Source organism: Rhodococcus sp. NPDC003348 (assembly GCF_053589375.1).
Genome location: NZ_JBSFRT010000025.1, coordinates 66,698 through 86,800 on the forward strand (window position 1 = coordinate 66,698; position 20,103 = coordinate 86,800).

Genomic DNA, 20,103 nt, shown 5'->3' on the forward strand with positions numbered 1-20,103 from the left:
GGCCAGCTCGGCAACATCATCACCGACGGCCTCGACACGGACGACCTTCCCGACGAGGTGTCGATCAAGGCCACGGTCCGGTTCACGTTCATGCTCAACGCCGGCGATTCGATCCTGCTCCCGCACCATCCGTCCGGGCCGCGTACGTACCTGATCGACCCGATCGACGCGTCCCTCGACTCCCAGAGGGCAGCTGACGCTGCGCGGGAAGCCATGGGTGAGGCTGTGGTGCCCGGACGACTGGACGAACCCGACCGAGGGGTTCTACCGCGTCGACTTCGTCAACGTGAATCTCGACGGCCGGCCGCTGCAGCTGCGGCCGATTCAGATCCCCGCGATCCCCGGCAGCGAGGTCGACCTCACCGACGTGTGGGCCGTGCCCGGCACCCCGGCGCCCGGTGTCACCAGGGGGCCGCGCGGCGCCGGGATCGACGGCTGGACCGTCGTCGGCAACGACGTCACCCTCGACCTCGACGACGGCACCAGCCTGCCGCCGAAGACGTTCCCCGCGCTCGTCGACGCGGCGGCCAACGCCGCGGCCGCGCTGGCCGCGAAGAACGCCACGGTCACCCTCAAGGGCGAAGTCCAGACGATCCACGATGTCGTGTTCGACACCGCCATCCCGCAGATGGAGGGCCTGGTCACCGACGCCGAGACCGCCCAGGCTGGCGCGGTCACCGCGCAGGGTGAGGCGGAGGACGCACGGGATCTCGCCAAGCAGTACCGGGACCAGGCGGCCGGATACGTCGGCGCACCCGCCGACGGCACCGTGACCACGCCGAAGCTCGTCGACGGTGCGGTGACCTCGGGCAAGATCGCCGACGGCACGATCGTCGACGCCGACGTCAACGCCTCGGCCGCGATCGCGCAGTCGAAGGTGGCGAACCTGACCACCGACCTGGCCGCGAAGGCCGCCGACAGCGCGGTGGTGAAGCTGACCGGCGCGCAGACGGTAGCCGGGGTGAAGACGTTCAGCTCGCCGCCGAGCCTGCCGGCGCCGGTGGCAGCAAGCGACGCGGCCCGCAAGTCCGACGTCGATGCGAAGTACACCAAGCCCGGCACCGGGGTCCCGTCCACAGACATGACGGCCGCGGTGCAGACCAGCCTCGGCAAGGCGGACGCCGCCGCGCCCGCGAACGCACTGCCGGCCGACTTCGTGTGGGTGTCGCACTCGGGCGTCCGCGCCACCGGTGTCGGCGACCTGGCCGCAGGCATGGAGGTCGGCCGGGCATTCATCGTCGACGCGGTCACCTACCAGTTCGACACCGCGGACGCATCCGGTTCCACCACTGCGGAGATCCGGAAGAACGGGACGGCGATCACCGGATCGTCACTCGCCGTCGCCGCGGCGAACCAGGCGACCGGCACGGGCACCCGCAGCGCGCGCACCGCGACCCTCACCGACGCGGCCCGGTCCTTCGCCGAGGGTGACGTGTTCGCGCCCGCGATCACGGCCGTGGGCACAACGCCAGGCAAGGGACTGCGGGTCTGGATCAAGGGCAGGTGGCTGTAGATGTTCGTCGCGCGCGGCTACGGGCCGCAGATCCCGCAGGTCGGCAACGTCACCAGCGCCACCGGCATCACGTCGTCGCTGTCGCTCACGCTGCCGGCGGCGGCGACCGACGACCTACTGCTGCTGTTCATCTCGCACTACGGCACCTACTCGAGTACCCCGTCTGGTTGGACGCAGCGGCAGCGGCTCACGAACTCGACATCGTGCGGCCTGACCATCTTCTCCAAGGTCAAGGACGGGTCGGAGGGCTCGTCGCTGTCGCTCACTGGGTTCGACGCGAACGGAAATGTCGAGGCGTTCGGCGTGCAGGTGACCGGAGGCACCATCGTCGACACATCGAACGGGCAGCGGAACTCGACGAACACGACGTCGCACGTCGCACCGGCCATGACGACCACCCGGGCGAACTGCCTCATCCTGGGTGCCGGCGCATCCATCACCGGCACCAGCGGTGCAGCGAACTACACCTTCCCGGCCCCGTTCACGCACATCCAGAGCCTCGTCGGTGCCAACAACAGCGGTTACGGGCGGCTCGGCATCGGCCAGTATGTGCAGGAGGCCATGGCCACCATCGGACCCTGGACGTTCACCGGCCCCTACAGCACCTCGCAGGGCTGGGCCGCCGGCGCAATCGCGATCGCTGCGGCATAGCTCCCCGAGGCCCTGTGTGGAATACACCACGACGACGCCCCCACCCTTGACTGTGTTGAGTCAGGGTGGGGGCTTTTCGTCGTCTCGGGAACCGATCGATGCGACGCCGCGTCCAACCAGTGCATGACCGATGACGAGATGCAGCACATCGCCGAACTGCACTTCGACAGCGACCCCGCAGTGCTCGCAGAGCTGCGCGGCGACCCAGAGGTGGCGGAGCTGCTCGACGCCCTCGACTATGTAGTCCGGCTGCTGGGGTCCCAGAGGGAACGTCGTGGCGGCGGCCTACTTGCTTCGAGATCCATCCTTGAACAGATGTGTCGCGATGATGTAGGCGATGCCAAGCACCTCAACCACCGTCGCGCTGATCCACGCCAGCATCACGGGCTCCGAAATGTCGCTCCACTGTGACCAGAAGTAGAAGCCGATGACCCCAAAGTTCCCGAGGAGAGTGAACGTGACCGCGCCGATCGCCCAACCGAAGAAACGCTCGCGGTGCAGATTCTCCTGGTCCGCTTTGTCAGCCTCCGCGTCGCGGATTCGCTGAGCCGCATGCTCAACCTTGACGGGATCGCTGAAGTTGGTGGGCCGACCCTGAAGTGTCCCAGTGTTCAGCTCACTGAACCGCTTCCAAATCCGGTCATTCCCAACTCTGACCTTGACTACCGGCGGAGGAGTTTGCCCATCGCCGACTTCCGTATCGTCGGCGACTGATTGCGCAGGCTTCGTTACCAGGGCCGAAGTGTCGATGTCGTCGAACTGTTCGTCATCGCCATCTTCGCCATAGCTACTCAACGGCCGGCCGGAGCGACGAGCGGGATGCCGAGCCTCCGAAGCCGAACCTCCATCGCAGGCACCGAGACACCGAAATAGCCGGCCATCCTGATGAGCGTCGACCCGACATCCGCAAGGCGCTCAACCTCGGACCGCGGCATCAGCAGATTCGCAGCGAACTCATTCGCGTAGAACTCGTGCGCATCGGTCTTCGACGTCCGCTTGTCCACGAACGCGAACCCCTCACGAAGATCTTCTGCCGTTTGTGTCCGCTCTACGAAGTGGCCAAGTTCGTGCGCGCACGTGAACCGCTGTCGCGGCGGGGTGTCTGTCAGTTCGACATAGATCTTCGGCTGAGTCTTCAGACGCGCAACGATCATCCCGGAAGTGCCATCCTCGAGAGGCAGCATCTCGGCGCGAATCCCCATCTTCTCGGCGATCGCGAATGGGTCCACCGGAAAACTGCCATCCCAGTAGGTGGCCAGCGAGTCCTCTGCCGCATCACGGGCAGCATCCTTGATAAGCATTTGCCCCCTCCCCGGCTGTGGGTTCAATCACCACTGGCTCTACATACAAGTTTATCCACAGGAAAATTCCCTGTGGATAACATTCGGCGTGTGGATATGGTAAGCGATCACACTGACTGCCGCCATAGGCGGGGGCGACTTCGCACCTATTCCTTGCCGGGGATGATCAGCTCATCCGCGTCGAGGTACCGGTAGGCGACTTGGCCGTCCGGCAACCGCACCCAGCCGGGCTGGCCTTCATCTGCGGCGGGATTGAACTCTGACATGACCGGCCTCCAAACGTGAATGTGGGCCGCGGCTTCCCTCCGCGACCCACACCGGCGACCATAGCGACTATCGAACGTTTGTGCGAATCGAACTACAATCGGAGGATGCCCGGCCACCACGAACCTGCGCCGGATCGATGCCCGAACGGCCACCCACTCGGCCCCGGCTGTGTCCTCGTCGGTTGGGAGCAGTGCGCGTGCACGCCGCACGGTGGACACCGGACGCACTACTGCCGCGAATGCGGCGCGATCGTTCGGCGGCCGCCATGTAGTGGGGCGCAGCCGCAGAAGGATCGGTGGGCTCGGGCCTAACTCAGTTCGATCCGCGCTTCCCTTACCAACAAGGGTTTGCTTTCGACCACCTGCGCCGGGTGCCCATTGACCTCGACGCGGTACCGTCCGGGGCCATCCGGCACTCCAGGGACTTTGAACTTCAACGAACACGCGATGCCGTAAGACTCGCCGCCAACCAGTCCTTGTTCGACCGATCCGGTTGCGAGGATCTTTCCGGCGTCATCAAGAACGGTCACCGTGGTGCCGGGCCTGACGTTGGCGAACCGGCCAGAGCCGACACATGGAAGGTCGCCCGCCACAGAGCCACCTCCAGTTAGTTCATAGGTCGGCACGATGACAGACCCGCGCATCTCGAAGGTTGTGGGAGGTTTATCGGCCCCGCAGCCCGTTGCACCTACCGAGACGAGCGCCGCGAGCCCGACAGCGGCGAGCGCGATGTGCGTCTGTTTCATTCCCGGATTCAACCAGACCGACGGGCCGCGTCCGCCGCTGTCATTTGAACGGCGGATGCGCCTGCGGTACGTCATCCTGTCGCGCTCACCGTCGCGAGCGCCGGCGCCGCATCGGCTGCGACCCACCGTCGCACGCTCGCCTCCGACGTACCGACCTCACGCGCGACGGCGCGGTTCGACATGTTGGTCGTCGCGAGGAGATGCAGTGCTCGCCGACGCTTCTCGTTGTGTGGTACGTCGATCTGAGGGATGTCCGTCGCGGGTAGGTCGAACTGTGCGTTGAGGTGCGCATCGGTGCGTCGCTGCTGGTCATCAACCGGCGCGGCGCCGGGCGTGTCGGTCGCGTCTGAGGGTTGCGACGCATCACCTGCGTCGTCTCGGTCTGCGACCTCAGTGGACGCGGCGTCTGCGTCGCGGTGTAACTGCACGGCGAGGTGCGGCGCGACGAGCAGGCACAGCGGCGGGACGACTGCGACTGCCGCGCCAGCCCACCCTGGCAGCGGCCCGGCTGGCAGGAGATGCGCCGCGGCGCCCGCGACGATCGACACGACCGTCGACGCGGCGAGCAGCGACCAGGCGTAGGTGCGTCGCGTCTCCAGTCGCATCACGGCGGCCGTCGCGACGACCGCGAGACCGTCGACGACGAGCGGCCACACGTGCGCCATCTCGGGCCCGTACCCGGCGCGCGACGCGAGCGCGGCGAGATTCGAGTACGACAGCGCGAAGGCGAGGACGGCGATCGCGGAGGTGGTGCCGGCGACAAAGCGGGTCATCGGGTCACTCCTGTGGTGAGTCGGTCGGCGAGCGCGCGGAGGTCGCCCTCGAGCGCCCAGAGTGAGCGGGCGTACGCGCGGGCCGCGCTGCCGCCGCTGTGGATCTCGATGCACAGGCGCTCCCGCGAGTCGGCGAGGAGCTGGTCGAGCTGCACTGCGATGCTCACGCGGGGACCGCCTGCGCACGGCAGGAGCAGCGGCGGATCGGCAGGCCGGTGTCGGGGTCCTCGATCCAGCCCTCGACGCAGTCCCCGCACAGCGGTGCCGCGGCCCGGACGGGGCGAGGGAGCGGCATCGCCTTCCACAGGCGGACCCAGCCGTGCACGTGCATCGTCGGGTTCTCGGGACGGTGGGCACGCTTCGCAGCTTCGACGAGGGCGGGGATCCCGTGCAGGTCGATCGACTCGAGGATCAGGCCACGCTGAGCGGCCTTGGTCCGGGCGTACGAGGCGGGCAGTTTTGCGGCGAGCGTCGCGGCCTCGAGCTCGGCGAGGGCCTGGTCATCCTTCGCGAGGATCGTCCGAGCCTTCTCCGACAACGACGACATCGCCGCGGCCGTGCACTGTCGCGTGCTGCGGGCCCGCCGGGTGGGGTGGTTGTTTGTTTCAGTCCTGGGTGATCGGTCCTTTGTAATAGCGCCGGACTCCCCGACGTCGGACCGCCCGGCCCCCGGGTTCTCAGGCCCCGGCGCCGGGAGGGCGGGCTCCTCGAAGACGGTCTGGACGATGTGCCACCGACCGAGCTCGTCCTGGACGCGCTCGCGGACGAGGTAGCCGAACTCCTCGAGCTCGCGCATCGCCGTCCGGATGGCGTCCCGGCCCTCGCGGGGCGACTGTGCGGCGATGCTCTCGGATCGGGTGCGCCAGTCGGCGGGCTTGGACAGCAGCCACATCAGGACACCACGGGCTCGGTACGACAAACGGTTGTCGTTCAGGACCTCGTTCGAGAGGATCGTGAAGTTGTCGGCGCGGCGCGGACCACGCTGAATACCCCCCTGAACATGGGTATGCTTTGACACTGTTCGACTCCTTGGTTAGTCGGACGGTGCCCGTCGCGAGTAGCCGCTCGCGACGGGCTTTTACCTAGTGAAGGGCGTTTGCGCGGCTAGGCCGCGTCCTCCTCTGTCTCCGTGGCCAGAGTTCGGTACAGGTCGAGGCCGGCGACCGCATCGCGGCGCCGACCGTCGGGAACCTTCGTGTAGATCTGCGTGGTCGCAATGGACGAGTGACGCAGCAGCTCCTGCACGACGCGGAGATCGGCGCCGTCGTCGAGAAGCGTGGACCCGAACCAGTGCCGCAGGCTGTGACAGGTGCCGCGGATACCCGCCCGGCGCATCACGTTCGAGACGGCCTGGGACACGTTCTTCCCGCGCATGTGCTCGCCGGGCCGCATCTTGGCACCCGGAAACCAGTAGCCCCGAGAAGGCATCGTCTCGGCGACCCGAGCGAGGATCCGGTGCAGCGGGACGATCTTCGCGACGCCACCCTTGCCGATGACGACGATGTGGCCGCGCTCGAGGTCGACGTCCTCGCCGCGAAGCTTCGCGATCTCGTGCGCGCGGAGGCCGGCGAGCGCGGCGAGCAGGATCATGACCCGGGTGCGATGGTGCATACCGGTGCGCAGCAGGCGCATGAGTTCACTATCCGCGACGGGCCGGGGCACGCGGTCGGGCGCCTTCGGCGTGCCGACCTTCAGCATCGGATTGTCGACCCGGTGCTCCTGGATCTGCAGCCACTTGAACCAGGCGACGAGGTACGAGTGGTAGGTGTAGTGCGTCGCCGCGGACCAGTCCGAATGCGACGACAGCCACCGGACGATCTGCACCGGCTCGAGCCGAACCGGGTCCAGCCCGGTCTCGTCAGCGAGCCGACGGATCACCCGAACACGCTCGGTTACAGTAACTTCGGAGCGTCGGGCCGCGAACTGCCAGACCTCCCACTCGTCGATCAGCGCATGCTTCATGCAGCTAACAAGTATCGAATTACGCAAATGTGATTTCCTCCGGAACTGGATTTATGCCCGAATCGAGGCCGAATCGACTTCGAATCGCGACGCGCTGTCGTTCGATTGGTCGACAGCTGGCGCGACGCCGCGTCAGCGGTGCACGCACCCCGCCGCACGCATCACGCCGCCTCGCCCAGCTCGGCGGCGACGGGCCGCGCCGCCGCCGGCCGCGGGACGGTCCCCGGTCGGAGGGCGCGAACCGTGGTGCTTGTAATCCGCAGGTCCTCGGTTCGAGCCCGAGAGGGGGCACCGCACGTCCCGCCGGAACATCCGGCGGGACGTTCTGCTGTTTGCCTCCCGTTAACCAACCGTTGTGGCGATCATCACGTTGGACGCGCGTCCAAGCGCTCACCTCCGTCGCGAAATGGATTCTGTAACACGCAGTGCCACAACAAGTTTCGATCGACGCCGTGAGATTCCGGGCATCCCGGAAGGTCCGTCACCCCGGACTCGACTTGGTAACGCTTTCCCCCGATCCTCCCCGCAGGGATTTCCGAACGGCGAGCCGTCTGATACCACTGAGGGGGCGGTGATCGTTGCGTATTGGCCAACTTGACTATGAATCAACATGATTCACGGTCGAGTCCTGGCCCTTTGTCCTGGCACGAGCACTTTCGATGAGGCCCCGAAAGGCGGTGGGTGGAAATGAAGTCTCCCCACGTCACATCCCCGATGTCCCCTCGCTCCGCAGCACTGGCCCGACCCCGTCACGGCGAACGCATCGCCGACTCCGCAACAACACGATCGACCGACGTCGACCTCGGCCATGCCACCTTCCGCACACTGGAGAACGCGGAGACGTCCCCACTCACCACCGACCAGGCCGCCGGCCTCGGACGACTGGTGCGCCGCATCGTCAACAGCCCCACCGGCCTTCCGAACGGATTCGACACCGTCGAGGACCTGTGCCGCGGCTACCTGGACCGGCAGCTGTCCGCCCCGACGGGCGATCAGACCAAGGCCGCCATGCAGCGGACCCTCGAGCGACTCCGCACACCCGGCGCCTGACGGGTATCGATCCCACTCCTCACCGCGGTGTCGATCCGCCGACGCCCCGACCGGGCAGATACGGGTCGACACCGCGAGCATTCCGGGATCAAAATGGTTTCCAGAGCTCTGGACGCAGGGAGGCCGTCATGACCGTGGATGTCGCCGACTCGAACAACTCCTACACGAGCACCCGGAACACCGCCCATGCCCGCGAGGTGCGCAGGGACATCTTCGTCGTCACCACGGGTGTGGCGCTCGTCCTGCTGAGCCTGTGGCTGCCGACGCAGGGAGACGACCAGATCACCGGCGCCATCCTGATCCTCGGGATGATCGCCTACTCGGTCGGCCTGTGGGCGATGACGACCGAGTCGCGCACCAGCCACTGGGGACTGGTGGTTCTCGGTGTGGCACTGCTGCTCACCCCGGTCGCGATGGCGTTTCCATCCGGGACCACCGGCGCAGCCGTCGTGTCCGTCGTCGCGGGGGTGATCGTCCTCGCCGTCGGGATCGTCGGCCTGGCCACGCGGCGTGACGAGCCGACGCCCGCGCGGCATCGTCGCGAGGCCCGAATGACCGACCCGTGGGCTCCCCGCGGCTGGTGACCCGCGGTCAGCGGCCGGTACCGGACGCGGCGAATGCCCGGCCCAGCCGGGCCATCCGTGTCGCGAGCGCGAGACCGATCACGAGCAGGACCCCGATGCAGCCGACCGCGCCGGGCCATCCACCGAGGCCGTACGCGACTCCGGCGCCCGCCCCGGCCAGGCTCGATCCCAGGTAGTACGCGCACAGGTACAGCGCCGACGCCTCGGCGCGGTGCCGCGTCGCCAGTACCCCGACCCAGCCGCTGGCCACCGAGTGTGCGGCGAAGAACGCGCCGGTGAACAGCAACATGCCGATCAGTACCCACGGCAGGGAGTCGACGAGAGTGCAGGCCAACCCGCCGAGGGCGATCGCGATGCTCACGAGCAGCACCCAGCGCCTGCCGAACCGGTCGGCGACCCGGCCCGCCGCCGACGAGGTCACCGTGCCGGCCAGGTACATCAGGAACACCAGGCCGACGACGGCCTCCGACAGGGCGAACGGTTCGTCGAGCAGCCGGAAGCCGAGCAGGTTGTACGCCGAGACGAACCCGCCCATCAGGATGAATCCGAGCGCGAACAGGATCCGCAACCGCGGGTTGCGCAGGTGTTCCACCAGATTCGACGCCAGCACCCGGGGGCCCACCGGCTGCGGCCGGAAACGGCGCGACGGCGGCAACGTGCGCATCATCACCAACGCGAACGCCGCCGCCACCGCCGTGGCCGTCAGCATCGCCCACCGCCAGCTCGCGACGTCGAGCACTCCCGACGGGATCAGCCTCCCGACCAGGCCACCGATCGTGGTGCCTGCGACGTAGCGCCCCATCGCTGCACCGAGATCGCCGCTGTACACCTCCTCCGCCAGGTAGGCCATCGCGACGGCCGGGATGCCCGCGACCGCGGCACCCTGCAGGACCCGGCCCGCGAGCAGGACCTCGATCGACGGACTCAACGGCAACAGCAGTCCGATGGCACAGGAGGTGAACGCCGACGCCACCATCACCCGGGTGCGGCCATAGCGCTCGGACAGTGCACTGGCGGGCACGATCACCAACGCCAGCACGCCCGTCGTCGCGGACACGACGAGCGCGGCGGTCCCGGGTCCGACCGCGAAGTCCCCGGCGATGGCCGGCAGCATCGCCTGCGCCGAGTACATGGAGACGAACGCCGTCAATCCGGCTGCGAACAGAGCCAGGGTGATCCGGGTGTAACCGGGCGTGCCGCGCCGGTAGGGCTCGGTCCGCGAGTCGAGCGCGGTGAGCGTGTCGAGTGTCATGGGTCCTCCGCGGACCATCCTGAACCGGGAACCCTTATCAGTAAAATGCGAGAACTGCGGCTTGTTCATGCTTGAATTGCATATGCTCAGTTCCGAGCTTCGCTGGTTCGTCACCCTCGCCGAGGAGGGACAGGTGACCGCGGCGGCGGCCGTACTCGGCGTCGCCCAACCAACGCTGTCCCGGCGTCTCGCGGCCCTCGAACAGCGCATGGGCGTCGATCTGTTCGACCGGCACGGCCGTCGGCTGACGCTGGGCGTGCACGGCCGGCTGCTGTACGAGCACGCCCGGCGCGCACTCGACGAGCTCACCGCCGCCGAGTCCCGGATCGCGGAACTGACCAGCGAGTCGGAGGGCACCGTGCGCCTCGACTTCCTGCACTCCCTCGGGCCGTGGCTGGTGCCGGCACTGATCCGGGAGTTCCGCGTCACCGCGCCCCTGGTGCGGTTCGCGCTGCATCAGGACGCGTCCGGCCACCTCGCCCAGCGGGTGCTCGCCGGCCACAGCGATCTGGCGGTCGTGTCACCCCGCCCCCGCGCCGACGGACTGGCCTGGCTGCTGCTCGACCACCAGCAACTCGCGCTCGCCGTCCCAACCGGACACCGGCTCGCCGACCGGACCGAGATCGACCTCCGCGAAGCCGCAGGCGAACCGTTCATCGCGATGCACCCGAACTACGGCATGCGACGGCTGCTCGACGAGGCCGCCGAGCGCGCCGGATTCGCACCCCGGATCGTGTTCGAGTCCAGCGAACTGCCCACCGCCACCGGACTGGTATCGGCCGGCCTCGGGGTTGCGCTGGTACCGATGCGCGAGTCCGCACCCTGGCCGCCCGGAGTGGTGACCGTGCCGATCCGCGGCTCCGACGCCGCCCGCGACGTCGGGATGATCTGGGCGCTGGGTCGGCCACTCACCGCCCCCGCGCGCCGGTTCCGGGAATTCGTGGCCGACCGGAAGTGACGCGGGTCAGGCCGGGGGCTGCGTGCGCTCCAACTCGGCGCGCTCCAACTCGATGCGCTCCCGTTCGGCGCGCTCGCGCTCGTCACGCTCCCGGGCGTCGTCACGCAGCCTGGACAGTTGGTCGCCGCGCCTGCGGTACCGGAACGACAGCCAGGCCGCGGCCACGAAGACCAGCGCGCCCGCGATCACTCCGACCAGCGTCGCGCCGCGGAAGCCGGGTGCGTCGACGTCGAGGATCCGTTCGCCGGCGATTGCGGCGGTGCCGTTTCCGGCCACGACCGACAGGGTCAACAGGTTCGGCGCCGCCACCAGCAGCCCGGCCACCAGGGCCGCGATCACCGACACCTTCGCAAAGCGCCACCGCCGCGACCGCCAGGCCACGGTGAACAGCGACAACGGCACGAGGGTGCAGACGAACCCGAAGGTCAGCCCCCACAGGATTCCGCGGGTCATGCTCGCTGCCGCCAGCGACCCTGCCTGCTGCGCCCACCAGCGAGGCAGAAACGCGGCCAGGACGAAGTAGGAGACGACGAGGAAGACAACCAGGATCAGACCCCAGGCCGTCCGCTTCACCCAGGACGGCGTTCCGGTGGGCGGGGCGGTCAAGGAGTCGTTCGTGGTCATGTCTGCATCCTGGCGTGCGGACTCGACACGCGCCACGCGACGCGCAGGTCCACGCCGATGCCGGATTCGTCCAATACTGTGCGAAATGCCGGGTGGTCCGCAGTGGACCCCAAGAGAAAGTGAGCACCATGGCCTCCCTCGACGAGCTCATCTCCCAGATCCCGATCGCCCAGATCGCCGAGAAGCTCGGGATCGACGAGAACACCGCGGCCACCGCCGTGAAGTCCGCGATCCCGACCCTGCTCGGCGGCCTCGAGGCCAACGCGCAGGACTCGGGCGGCGCCGCCTCCCTCGAGGCTGCGCTCGCCCAGCACCAGGCCAGCGGACTGCTCGACGGCGGCGTCGACATCAACCAGATCGACGAGGCCGACGGCGAGAAGATCGTCGGACACGTCTTCGGCGACAACGCGAACCAGGTCGTCAGCACGCTCGGCAACGTCGGCGGTGCCGGCGGCAGCTCCCTGATGAGCAAGCTGCTCCCGATCCTCGCCCCGCTGGTGCTCACCTTCGTCGCCAAGCAGTTCGGCGGCGGCGCGGGCCAGACCCAGGCGGCGTCCGCCGGGTCCGGCGGCGGCCTCGGCGACCTCCTCGGTGGGCTGCTCGGCGGCGGCGCCTCCAACGGTGGCGGCCTGGGCAACGTGCTCGGCGGACTGCTCGGCGGCAACGCGGGCGGCGGCATCGGTGACCTGCTCGGCGGACTGCTCGGCGGCGGCCGCAAGTAGTCGACGCCACCGATTTTCGACGCAGGGGCGGCACCCGGTTTCCGGGTGCCGCCCTTGTAACACCCGTCACCGCCACCACGATGGTCAGGGCGGCTCGACGTGACCTGTCCGTGTCGTAACCGAATCGATCCGATCTCGGGCATGGTTACGGTCCCGTAGGCTAGGTTGAGCCGATTCCGCGACCAATGGAGGCAAGTGATGGCCAGAGTGTTGACCCAGCTCGAGTTGCTGCAGGAACTGGAGCCGGTGGCCGAGGCCAACCTGAACCGCCACCTGTCCATGGCCAAGGACTGGCATCCGCACGACTACGTCCCGTGGGACGAGGGCCGAAACTTCGCCGCGATGGGCGGTGACGACTGGGAAGAGGAGCAGTCCCGGCTCGACCCCGTCGCGAAGGCCGCGATGATCACGAACCTGCTCACCGAGGACAACCTGCCGTCCTACCACCGGGAGATCGCGGAGAACTTTTCCCGGGACGGCGCCTGGGGTACCTGGGTCGGACGCTGGACCGCCGAGGAGAACCGTCACGGCATCGTGATGCGCGACTACTTGGTCGTGACCCGCGGCGTGGACCCGGTCGCCCTCGAAGAGGCCCGGATGATCCACATGACCAACGGCTACGCCTCCCCCAGCGACACCGACGGCCTGCTGCACTCGGTCGCGTACGTCACGTTCCAGGAACTGGCCACCCGCGTCTCGCACCGCAACACCGGCAAGGCGTGCAACGACGACGTCGCCGACCGCATGCTCTCCCGGATCGCGGCGGACGAGAACCTGCACATGATCTTCTACCGCAACATCTGCGAGGCGGCCCTCGACGTCGCCCCGGACCAGGCGGTCGTCGCGATCGCCGACATCCTGCAGAAGTTCCAGATGCCCGGTGCCGGCATGCCCAACTTCCGGCGCAACGGCGTCCTGATGGCCAAGCACGGCATCTACGACCTGCGCCAGCACCTCGACGAGGTCGTCATGCCGGTGCTGCGCAAGTGGAAGATCTTCGAGCGCACCGACTTCACCGGTGTCGGCGAGGCCGCCCGCGAGCAGCTGTCCACGTTCCTGGACGACCTCGGGGTGCAGGCGAGCAAGTTCGAGGAGCAGCGCGACCGCGCGCTCGCCCGCGAAGCCCGCAAGCGCGAGATGGAAGAGCAGGCTTCCTGACCCGAGCGGTTCCAGGTCCGCTCCGGCTGAGCGGCTATCCTGTGCCCGGCACCGAACCTCGGTGCCGGGCACACTTTTTTCGAGGTAATCGATGTCTTCCGCTGACCAGCATCTGCGAATCGGCTCGCTCGAGCTGCGCAGTCCCGTCGTTCTCGCCCCCATGGCGGGCATCACGAATGTGGCCTTCCGCACCCTCTGCCGCGAACTCGAACTCGAACGGGCGGGCAGCACGTCCGGCCTGTACGTGTGCGAAATGGTCACCGCCCGGGCGCTGGTCGAACGTCAGCCTGCGACGCTGCACATGACCACCTTCGGCCCGAAGGAGACGCCGCGGTCGCTGCAGCTGTACACGGTCGACCCCGACACCACATACGCGGCGGCGAAGATGATCGTCGACGAGAACATGGCCGACCACATCGACATGAACTTCGGCTGCCCGGTGCCCAAGGTCACCCGCAAGGGCGGCGGATCGGCGCTTCCGTACAAGCGCCGCCTGTTCGGGCAGATCGTCGCGGCCGCGGTGAAGGCGACCGAGGGCACCGACATCCCCGTCACGGTGAAGATGCGCGTCGGGATCGACGCCGAGCACCACACCCACCTCGACGCGGGCCGGATTGCCGCCGGTGAGGGCGCCGCCGCGGTCGCGTTGCACGCCCGCACCGCCGCGCAGCGCTACTCCGGCACCGCCGACTGGAGCGAGATCGCCCGGCTCAAGGAGCACGTCACCGATGTCCCAGTCCTCGGCAACGGCGACATCTTCGCCGCCGAGGATGCGCAGCGGATGATGGCCGAGACCGGCTGCGACGGTGTCGTCGTCGGCCGGGGCTGTCTCGGGCGGCCGTGGCTGTTCGCCGAGCTGAGCGCCGCCCTCAACGGCACCGCGATGCCCACGCCCCCCACGCTCGGCGAGGTCGCGGCCATCATCCGCAGGCACGCCGAGCTGCTCGCCGACCACCACGGCGAGGGCAAGGGCATGCGCGAACTCCGCAAGCACGTCGCGTGGTACCTGCGCGGTTTCCCCGCCGGTTCCGACATGCGCGTGTCGATGGCGATGGTGTCGACGCTCGACGAACTGGACGGCCTGCTCGCCCAGTTGCCGCCGGACGTCCCGTTCCCGAAGGACGCCGAGGGTCCGCGGGGCAGGCAGGGCTCGCCGGGCACCGTCGCACTCCCCGAGGGATGGCTCGACGATCCCGACGACTGCCTCGTCCCTGCGGGCGCCGATCTCATGCACTCCGGCGGCTGACCTGCGCCGGTGCGTCTGCGCTGGAACGCACAGCTTCGATCAGTATCATGTGTGCACCGCCGCGGGCCGGCGGCGACGACGCATGTAGTGATGTGCACGAGAGGTGAGGACTCCAGTTGGGCGACGATCAGGATCCGGGCGCTGCGCCCGATGGTCGCGCTCCATGGGAGAGACCTATTTCCCACCTAAGCCGTCCCATTCACCGTCATCGTCCCGACCCCGAGCGCCCGGCGACACCGCCTCCCCCACCGGAGCCCCCTCCGCCGGGCGACAGCGGCCGGATCCGAGGCGGTGAGCCGAGCGACCGGCTCACGGTCGCGGAACTGATGCAGCGGGTCGGCCGTGACGACGAGCCGACCCCGGACCCGACCCCCGCCGAACCGGCGCCGGAGCCGTCGCGGCCGAGCACCAGCTGGATGTATCGCGCCGCGCCGACGGCCGTCACCCCGGACGTGCCCGCCCAGGTCGGACCGTCCTCGACGACCCGCCTGGTGGCGAGCAAGCGGCGCAAGCAGCGCCGACTGCGCGCCATCGGCCGCGTCGGCACCGCACTCGTCGCGGTGATCGTGCTGGCCATGACCGGCGTCGTGTGGGGGTATCTGCGTGCGACCGACAACGGGTTCAGTCAGGTCGCAGCTCTCGACCCGGAGAGCAGCGATGTCGTCGACCCCGGCGGTCAGTACGGTGACGAGACCTACCTGATCGTCGGCACCGACACCCGGGCAGGAACCAACGGTGGCCTCGGCGCCGGCTCGGTCGAAGACGCCGAGGGCGCCCGCGCGGACACCGTCATCCTCGTCAACGTTCCCGCCGACCGCAGCCGGGTGGTCGCGGTGTCGTTCCCCCGCGACCTCGACATCGTCCGGCCGGACTGCCAGGCATGGGACAACGACGCAGGCAAGTACACCAGCGAGACCAACTACGGCGCCGACAACGACAAGCTGAACTCCGCCTACGCGTACGGCGGACCGAAATGCCTGGTCAAGGTGATCCAGAAGCTGTCCGGCATGAAGATCGGGCACTTCATCGGCATGGACTTCTCCGGATTCGAGTCGATGGTCAACGAGGTCGGTGGCGTCGAGGTGTGCACCACCGCCCCACTGATCGACGGCGAACTCGGCACCGTTCTCGCCAACCCCGGCAAGCAGACGCTCGACGGCGCGACCGCGCTGAACTACGTGCGGGCGCGGAAGGTCGACGCCGAGGGCAACGGCGACTACGGCCGGATCAAGCGCCAGCAGGTGTTCCTGTCGTCGCTGCTGCGGTCCGCGATGTCGAACAAGGTGCTGTTCGACCCCGGCAAGCTCAACGGATTCATCAACGCGTTCACCAGGGAGACCTTCGTCCAGAATGTCGACACCAAGTCGCTGGTGACGCTCGGCCGGTCGCTGCAGAAGGTGGACGCAGGCGCGGTGACCTTCCTGACGGTACCGACCGCGGGCACGAACGAGCTGGGCAACGAGATCCCCAGGCTCGACGACATCAAGGCGATCTTCCAGGCGATCATCGACGACGAGCCGCTGCCCGGTGAGGAGCGCAAGCACGACGCGGCAGCGACGAGCGCGGCGGCCACTCCCCCGGCGACCGCGGTCACGCCGGCGCCGGCCGCCGGAGTACTCGCGGTGGATCCGTCGATGGTGTCGGTCCAGGTGTCGAACGCGTCCGGGGTGACCGGCGTGGCCGCCGAGGCCGCGGAAACCCTCGGCGCGCACGGCTTCCCCATCTACAGCGTCGGGAACTACAGCGGCACCAGCTCGTCGACGCTGGTCCGGTTCGCGGCCGGGAACGAGGAACAGGCCGCGACCGTCGCCGCCTCCATCCCCGGCGCGCAACTGCTCGAGAGCGACGACCTCTACGGCGGCATCGTCGACGTGGTCCTCGGCTCCGACTTCTCGGGCACCGTCACCGCCCCGCCTGCGGTCGGCACGGCGCTGCACCCGAAGATCGCGCCGAAGTCGACGGTCATCTCCGGGACCACGATCGAGGAGCTACCCGCCGACCTGGCGTACACCAACGCCGGCGACACGTCCTGCGCCTGACTCGCTCCGCCCTTTCCCGCCTCTGACGTGCGCCGTCGTTCATCGCACGTTCACCGTCCGCTCGTGACTTGGACCTCTACGGGAACTAGGCTGTGACCTCATGCGCGTGGCTTACAACGAACAGATGACCGAACTTGCCGACCTGCTCGGCGAGATGGCGGGTCTCGCGGGGACGGCGATGGAGAAGGCGACCCGGTCGCTGCTGCAGGCCGACCTGTCGCTCGCCGAGGAGGTCATCAGTGACCACGACCAGATCACCGAACTGAGCGTCGTCTGCGAGGAGCGGGCGTTCGCCCTGCTCGCGCTGCAGGCGCCGGTGGCCGGTGACCTGCGGCAGGTGGTCAGCGGAATCCAGATCGTCGCGGACATCGATCGGATGGGCGCTCTCGCGCTGCACGTCGCGAAGATCGCGCGCCGCCGCCATCCGAACCACGTCCTCCCGGAGGAGGTCAACGGGTACTTCGCGGAGATGGGGCGGCTCGCGGTCGCGCTCGGCGCCGCCGCCAAGGAGGTGCTCGAGACGCACGATCCCGAACGCGCCGCCAAACTCCAGGAGGAGGACGACGCGATGGACGACCTGCACCGGCACCTGTTCAGCGTTCTGATGGACCGCGAATGGAAGCACGGGGTCGCCGCCGCCGTCGACGTCACCCTCCTCGGCCGGTTCTACGAACGCTTCGCCGACCACGCCGTCGAGGTCGCGCGCCGGGTCATCTTCCTCGTCACCGGCAAGATGCCCTCCGAGCCCGAGGACACCGGCGAACTGTCCTGATCCCACCGACCCCCGAACGCGGGCGGTTGCCGGGCCCCGCTCTCGAGCGTCGGCGCCGGCAACCGCCCTTTCGCGTTCCGGCATGATCGTGTCGTGAACCATCGCCGGACCGCCGGAGTGTTCGCCGCAGTCTGCGGCCTGTACGGCGCCGCGGCGCTGGCGGCGGCCGTGCTTCGGGTGGAGAACCGGTTCCTGGTCCTGCTCGCCGGGTGGCTGCCGGTGATGCTGATCGTGGCAATGGTCGGCGCGACGGTCGCCGCCCTCGCGCGGCAGTGGCTCGTCCAGATCGGCTGCCTGGTCGTCTGCGCGCTCGGGGTGTGGCTGCTCGCCCCGCTCTACGTCGGCGACGACTCCGGAGACAGCGCGACCGGGCCGTCACTGCGAGTTCTGCAGGCCAATGTCAAACTGGGACAGGCTGATCCGGTTCATGTGGCGGACCTGGTCCGGGAGCGTGACGTGGACGTGGTGACCATGCAGGAACTGACCGACGAGGGCATCACCGGACTGCACGCGGTCGGCCTCGACGACCTGCTGCCCCACCGATTCGTGATCTCCTACGGGCCGAACGGGCTCGGCGGTGGAATCTACAGCCGCTTCCCGCTGTCGAACACGCGGATCCTCGACGGGTACCTGTCGGCGAACCTCGCTGCGGACCTGAATGTCGGTCTACGAGAACCCGTGGCGCTGTTCGCCGTTCATCCCGCACCCGCGTACCTGTTCCCGGCATGGATGTGGGCGGCCGAGTTGCGCGGCCTCGGTGCCGAGTTCGCGGCCGCCGCGGCACGGGACAACGTCGTCGCGAGCGGCGACTACAACGCGAGCTACAGCCAGCGCCAGTACCGGGACCTGCTCACCGACGGCTTCGCCGACGCCGCCGACCAGGTGGGCGCCGGACTGCTGCCCACGATGCCGGCGCACCGGTGGTATCCGGCGGTCACCGGCATCGACCGGATCGTCACGAAGGGCGCGACCGTGACGCACCTCGAACGCGTCGATCTCCCCGGCTCCGACCACCACGGACTGATCGCCGACATCGCTCTGGTCGACACTGCTGCGGCGAGCCGCTGAACTTCGCTGCGGCGAACCACTGGGCACGCCGCGTGTCACGGCAGCGCGGCCTGCAGTCCCGCGAACACTCCCGGGGCGGGGTACACCTGCTTGCCGTCGACCTCGTACGTGTCATCGCTGTTCGTCAGCACGATGATCGTGGTGTCGGAGTCGTAGTTGTGGAACAGGACGCTGTTGTATCCGGGGATGTCGCCGTCGTGGCCCCACCATCCGTTGCGGTCGCCTATGCCGATGCCGTACCCGGTGCTCGCCGTGTTCGGCGGGATGTCGTGGATGATCGAGGCCCGCCGCAGTTGCTGGGTCGCCGGGTCCAGGATCCCGTTGCCGGTGAACAGCGCGTGGCCCCACTTCTCCAGGTCGGCGAGCGTGGAGATGACGGCACCGGCGGTGAACGCGAACGACGGGTTCCAGTGCGTCGAGTCGACCGTCTGGCCGGGGGCCTGATTCTGATTGGTGAGTCCGTCCAGGTGCGGGTCACCTATGTCGGTCGATCCCCCGGGGAACGAGGTGTCGGACATCCCGAGCGGTTCGAACAGCCGATTCTCGAACACCTCGCCGATCGGCAGACCGAGGATCTGCTCGATCACCATGCCGAGCAGGACGTAGTTGGTGTTCGAGTACTCCCACCCCTGGCCGGGCGCGAAATCCGCGGGCATCGGCTTGACGGCGTCGGTGAGTTCACCGGGCGGCCAGGCGTACTGCGGGTCGGCGAAGAACTTCTCGACCACCGGCTTCGATTCCGTGTAATTGGGGATGCCGCTGGTCATGTCGGCGAGTTGGCGCAGAGTCGCGACATCCCCATTCGGCATCCCCGGAACGTACTTGCCGATCGTGTCGTCGAGGGAGAGCTTGCCCTCCTCCATCAGTTGCAGCAGCACCGTCGCGGTCATCGTCTTGGTCAGGGAACCGATCCGCGTCTTGTCCGAGGGTGTCAGCCCGCCGGTCTTCCCGGCGCCGACGGTCCCGGAGGTGCCGGTCCAGGTGCCTTCGGGCGAGCTGACCTGGGCGATGACGCCGGGGAATCCGGCTTGTGCCCGGGTCTCGTCGAGGACGTGCTGGAACGTCGTCGTCGTCGCGGCGGCGAAGGTCGCTGTCGAGGTCGTGGAGACCGCCGACTCGCTCGACGACGAGCATCCGCTCGCGGCAAGGGAAATGGCGAGTGCCGCGGTGAGCGCGGGCACGATCCGGAATCGAGAACTCATGGCACCTCGATCGACTGGTGGCGGGTGACGGCGTGGTGGCTCGCGCCAGTCGACCACACGCGAGCCCAACCCGCGCGTCGACACTCCACGACCCGAGCGCCACGGAACTCGGGACGCACCCTCTTCCCGCGAACGAAACGGCGCCCCGTCCACCCTTCCCGGAACTCGTGGAATATCCCCGCAACGGAGTAGGTTGGACCGTGCGACAGCGTCCGG

21 protein-coding genes are annotated in these 20,103 nt (G+C 68.4%); 11 read left to right on the forward strand and 10 right to left on the reverse strand.

The window, feature by feature from the left end:
* Positions 1-217: 217 nt before the first annotated feature.
* Positions 218-1,513, forward strand: a complete 1,296-nt coding sequence (locus ACWDU4_RS17350) for a hypothetical protein (protein WP_450115147.1) — start codon at positions 218-220, stop codon at positions 1,511-1,513.
* Complete coding sequence (locus ACWDU4_RS17355; protein WP_450115148.1) at positions 1,514-2,164, forward strand: hypothetical protein; 651 nt, start codon at positions 1,514-1,516, stop codon at positions 2,162-2,164.
* Between the two features lie 285 nt (positions 2,165-2,449).
* Here ACWDU4_RS17355 and ACWDU4_RS17360 read toward each other — a convergent pair whose 3' ends face one another.
* From ACWDU4_RS17360 to ACWDU4_RS17390, 7 genes are all read right to left on the reverse strand, one after another.
* Entirely contained in the window at positions 2,450-2,959 is a 510-nt protein-coding gene (locus tag ACWDU4_RS17360) for a hypothetical protein (protein ID WP_450115149.1), read from the reverse strand.
* Positions 2,956-3,465, reverse strand: a complete 510-nt coding sequence (locus ACWDU4_RS17365) for an ImmA/IrrE family metallo-endopeptidase (RefSeq protein ID WP_450115150.1) — start codon at positions 3,463-3,465, stop codon at positions 2,956-2,958. The genes ACWDU4_RS17360 and ACWDU4_RS17365 overlap by 4 nt, the downstream gene beginning before the upstream one ends.
* Positions 3,466-4,039: 574 nt before the next feature.
* A complete protein-coding gene (locus ACWDU4_RS17370; protein ID WP_450115151.1) occupies positions 4,040-4,477 on the reverse strand; it encodes a hypothetical protein in 438 nt (145 codons plus the stop codon).
* Between the two features lie 71 nt (positions 4,478-4,548).
* Complete coding sequence (locus ACWDU4_RS17375; protein WP_450115152.1) at positions 4,549-5,250, reverse strand: DUF2637 domain-containing protein; 702 nt, start codon at positions 5,248-5,250, stop codon at positions 4,549-4,551.
* Positions 5,247-5,417: a hypothetical protein gene (locus tag ACWDU4_RS17380; RefSeq protein WP_450115153.1), complete on the reverse strand. Its 171-nt coding sequence runs from the start codon at positions 5,415-5,417 to the stop codon at positions 5,247-5,249. Before ACWDU4_RS17380 ends, ACWDU4_RS17375 begins: the two co-directional genes overlap by 4 nt.
* Positions 5,414-6,268: a replication protein gene (locus ACWDU4_RS17385; protein ID WP_450115154.1), complete on the reverse strand. Its 855-nt coding sequence runs from the start codon at positions 6,266-6,268 to the stop codon at positions 5,414-5,416. The genes ACWDU4_RS17380 and ACWDU4_RS17385 overlap by 4 nt, the downstream gene beginning before the upstream one ends.
* Positions 6,269-6,354: 86 nt before the next feature.
* Positions 6,355-7,212, reverse strand: a complete 858-nt coding sequence (locus tag ACWDU4_RS17390; protein WP_450115155.1) for a tyrosine-type recombinase/integrase — start codon at positions 7,210-7,212, stop codon at positions 6,355-6,357.
* Between the two features lie 687 nt (positions 7,213-7,899).
* Here ACWDU4_RS17390 and ACWDU4_RS17395 point away from each other — a divergent pair.
* Together ACWDU4_RS17395 and ACWDU4_RS17400 are read left to right on the forward strand one after the other, a co-directional pair.
* Complete coding sequence (locus tag ACWDU4_RS17395) at positions 7,900-8,262, forward strand: hypothetical protein (protein WP_450115156.1); 363 nt, start codon at positions 7,900-7,902, stop codon at positions 8,260-8,262.
* A 128-nt stretch (positions 8,263-8,390) separates the two neighbouring features.
* Positions 8,391-8,846, forward strand: coding sequence for an SPW repeat domain-containing protein (locus ACWDU4_RS17400; protein WP_450115157.1), 456 nt, complete (start codon positions 8,391-8,393; stop codon positions 8,844-8,846).
* Between the two features lie 7 nt (positions 8,847-8,853).
* Here ACWDU4_RS17400 and ACWDU4_RS17405 read toward each other — a convergent pair whose 3' ends face one another.
* Positions 8,854-10,098 (reverse strand): MFS transporter, encoded by a 1,245-nt coding sequence (locus ACWDU4_RS17405; RefSeq protein ID WP_450115158.1) that lies wholly within the window; start codon positions 10,096-10,098, stop codon positions 8,854-8,856.
* A gap of 82 nt (positions 10,099-10,180) precedes the next feature.
* Between ACWDU4_RS17405 and ACWDU4_RS17410 the strand changes: the two genes are divergently transcribed.
* Positions 10,181-11,056, forward strand: a complete 876-nt coding sequence (locus ACWDU4_RS17410; protein ID WP_450115159.1) for a LysR family transcriptional regulator — start codon at positions 10,181-10,183, stop codon at positions 11,054-11,056.
* Between the two features lie 6 nt (positions 11,057-11,062).
* On the opposite strand, the gene ACWDU4_RS17415 is transcribed toward ACWDU4_RS17410, so the two are convergent.
* Positions 11,063-11,680 (reverse strand): hypothetical protein, encoded by a 618-nt coding sequence (locus ACWDU4_RS17415; RefSeq protein WP_450115160.1) that lies wholly within the window; start codon positions 11,678-11,680, stop codon positions 11,063-11,065.
* Positions 11,681-11,808: 128 nt separating this feature from the next.
* On the opposite strand from ACWDU4_RS17415, the gene ACWDU4_RS17420 reads away from it, so the two are divergent.
* The 6 genes from ACWDU4_RS17420 to ACWDU4_RS17445 all read left to right on the forward strand — a co-directional run bounded on the left by ACWDU4_RS17420 (position 11,809) and on the right by ACWDU4_RS17445 (position 18,685).
* On the forward strand, positions 11,809-12,402 hold the full coding sequence (locus ACWDU4_RS17420; protein ID WP_450115161.1) for a DUF937 domain-containing protein: 594 nt from the start codon (positions 11,809-11,811) through the stop codon (positions 12,400-12,402).
* A gap of 198 nt (positions 12,403-12,600) precedes the next feature.
* Positions 12,601-13,560, forward strand: coding sequence for an acyl-ACP desaturase (locus ACWDU4_RS17425; protein WP_450115162.1), 960 nt, complete (start codon positions 12,601-12,603; stop codon positions 13,558-13,560).
* 91 nt (positions 13,561-13,651) lie between these two features.
* A complete protein-coding gene (dusB, locus tag ACWDU4_RS17430) occupies positions 13,652-14,806 on the forward strand; it encodes a tRNA dihydrouridine synthase DusB (RefSeq protein WP_450115163.1) in 1,155 nt (384 codons plus the stop codon).
* Between the two features lie 116 nt (positions 14,807-14,922).
* Complete coding sequence (locus ACWDU4_RS17435) at positions 14,923-16,845, forward strand: LCP family protein (RefSeq protein ID WP_450115164.1); 1,923 nt, start codon at positions 14,923-14,925, stop codon at positions 16,843-16,845.
* A gap of 100 nt (positions 16,846-16,945) precedes the next feature.
* Positions 16,946-17,617: a phosphate signaling complex protein PhoU gene (phoU, locus tag ACWDU4_RS17440; protein ID WP_450115165.1), complete on the forward strand. Its 672-nt coding sequence runs from the start codon at positions 16,946-16,948 to the stop codon at positions 17,615-17,617.
* A 93-nt stretch (positions 17,618-17,710) separates the two neighbouring features.
* Entirely contained in the window at positions 17,711-18,685 is a 975-nt protein-coding gene (locus tag ACWDU4_RS17445) for an endonuclease/exonuclease/phosphatase family protein (RefSeq protein WP_450115166.1), read from the forward strand.
* Between the two features lie 35 nt (positions 18,686-18,720).
* Here ACWDU4_RS17445 and ACWDU4_RS17450 read toward each other — a convergent pair whose 3' ends face one another.
* Positions 18,721-19,887 carry a serine hydrolase domain-containing protein gene (locus tag ACWDU4_RS17450; RefSeq protein ID WP_450115167.1) on the reverse strand — a complete coding sequence of 389 codons (1,167 nt, stop codon included), beginning with the start codon at positions 19,885-19,887 and terminating at the stop codon, positions 18,721-18,723.
* Positions 19,888-20,103 lie beyond the last annotated feature (216 nt).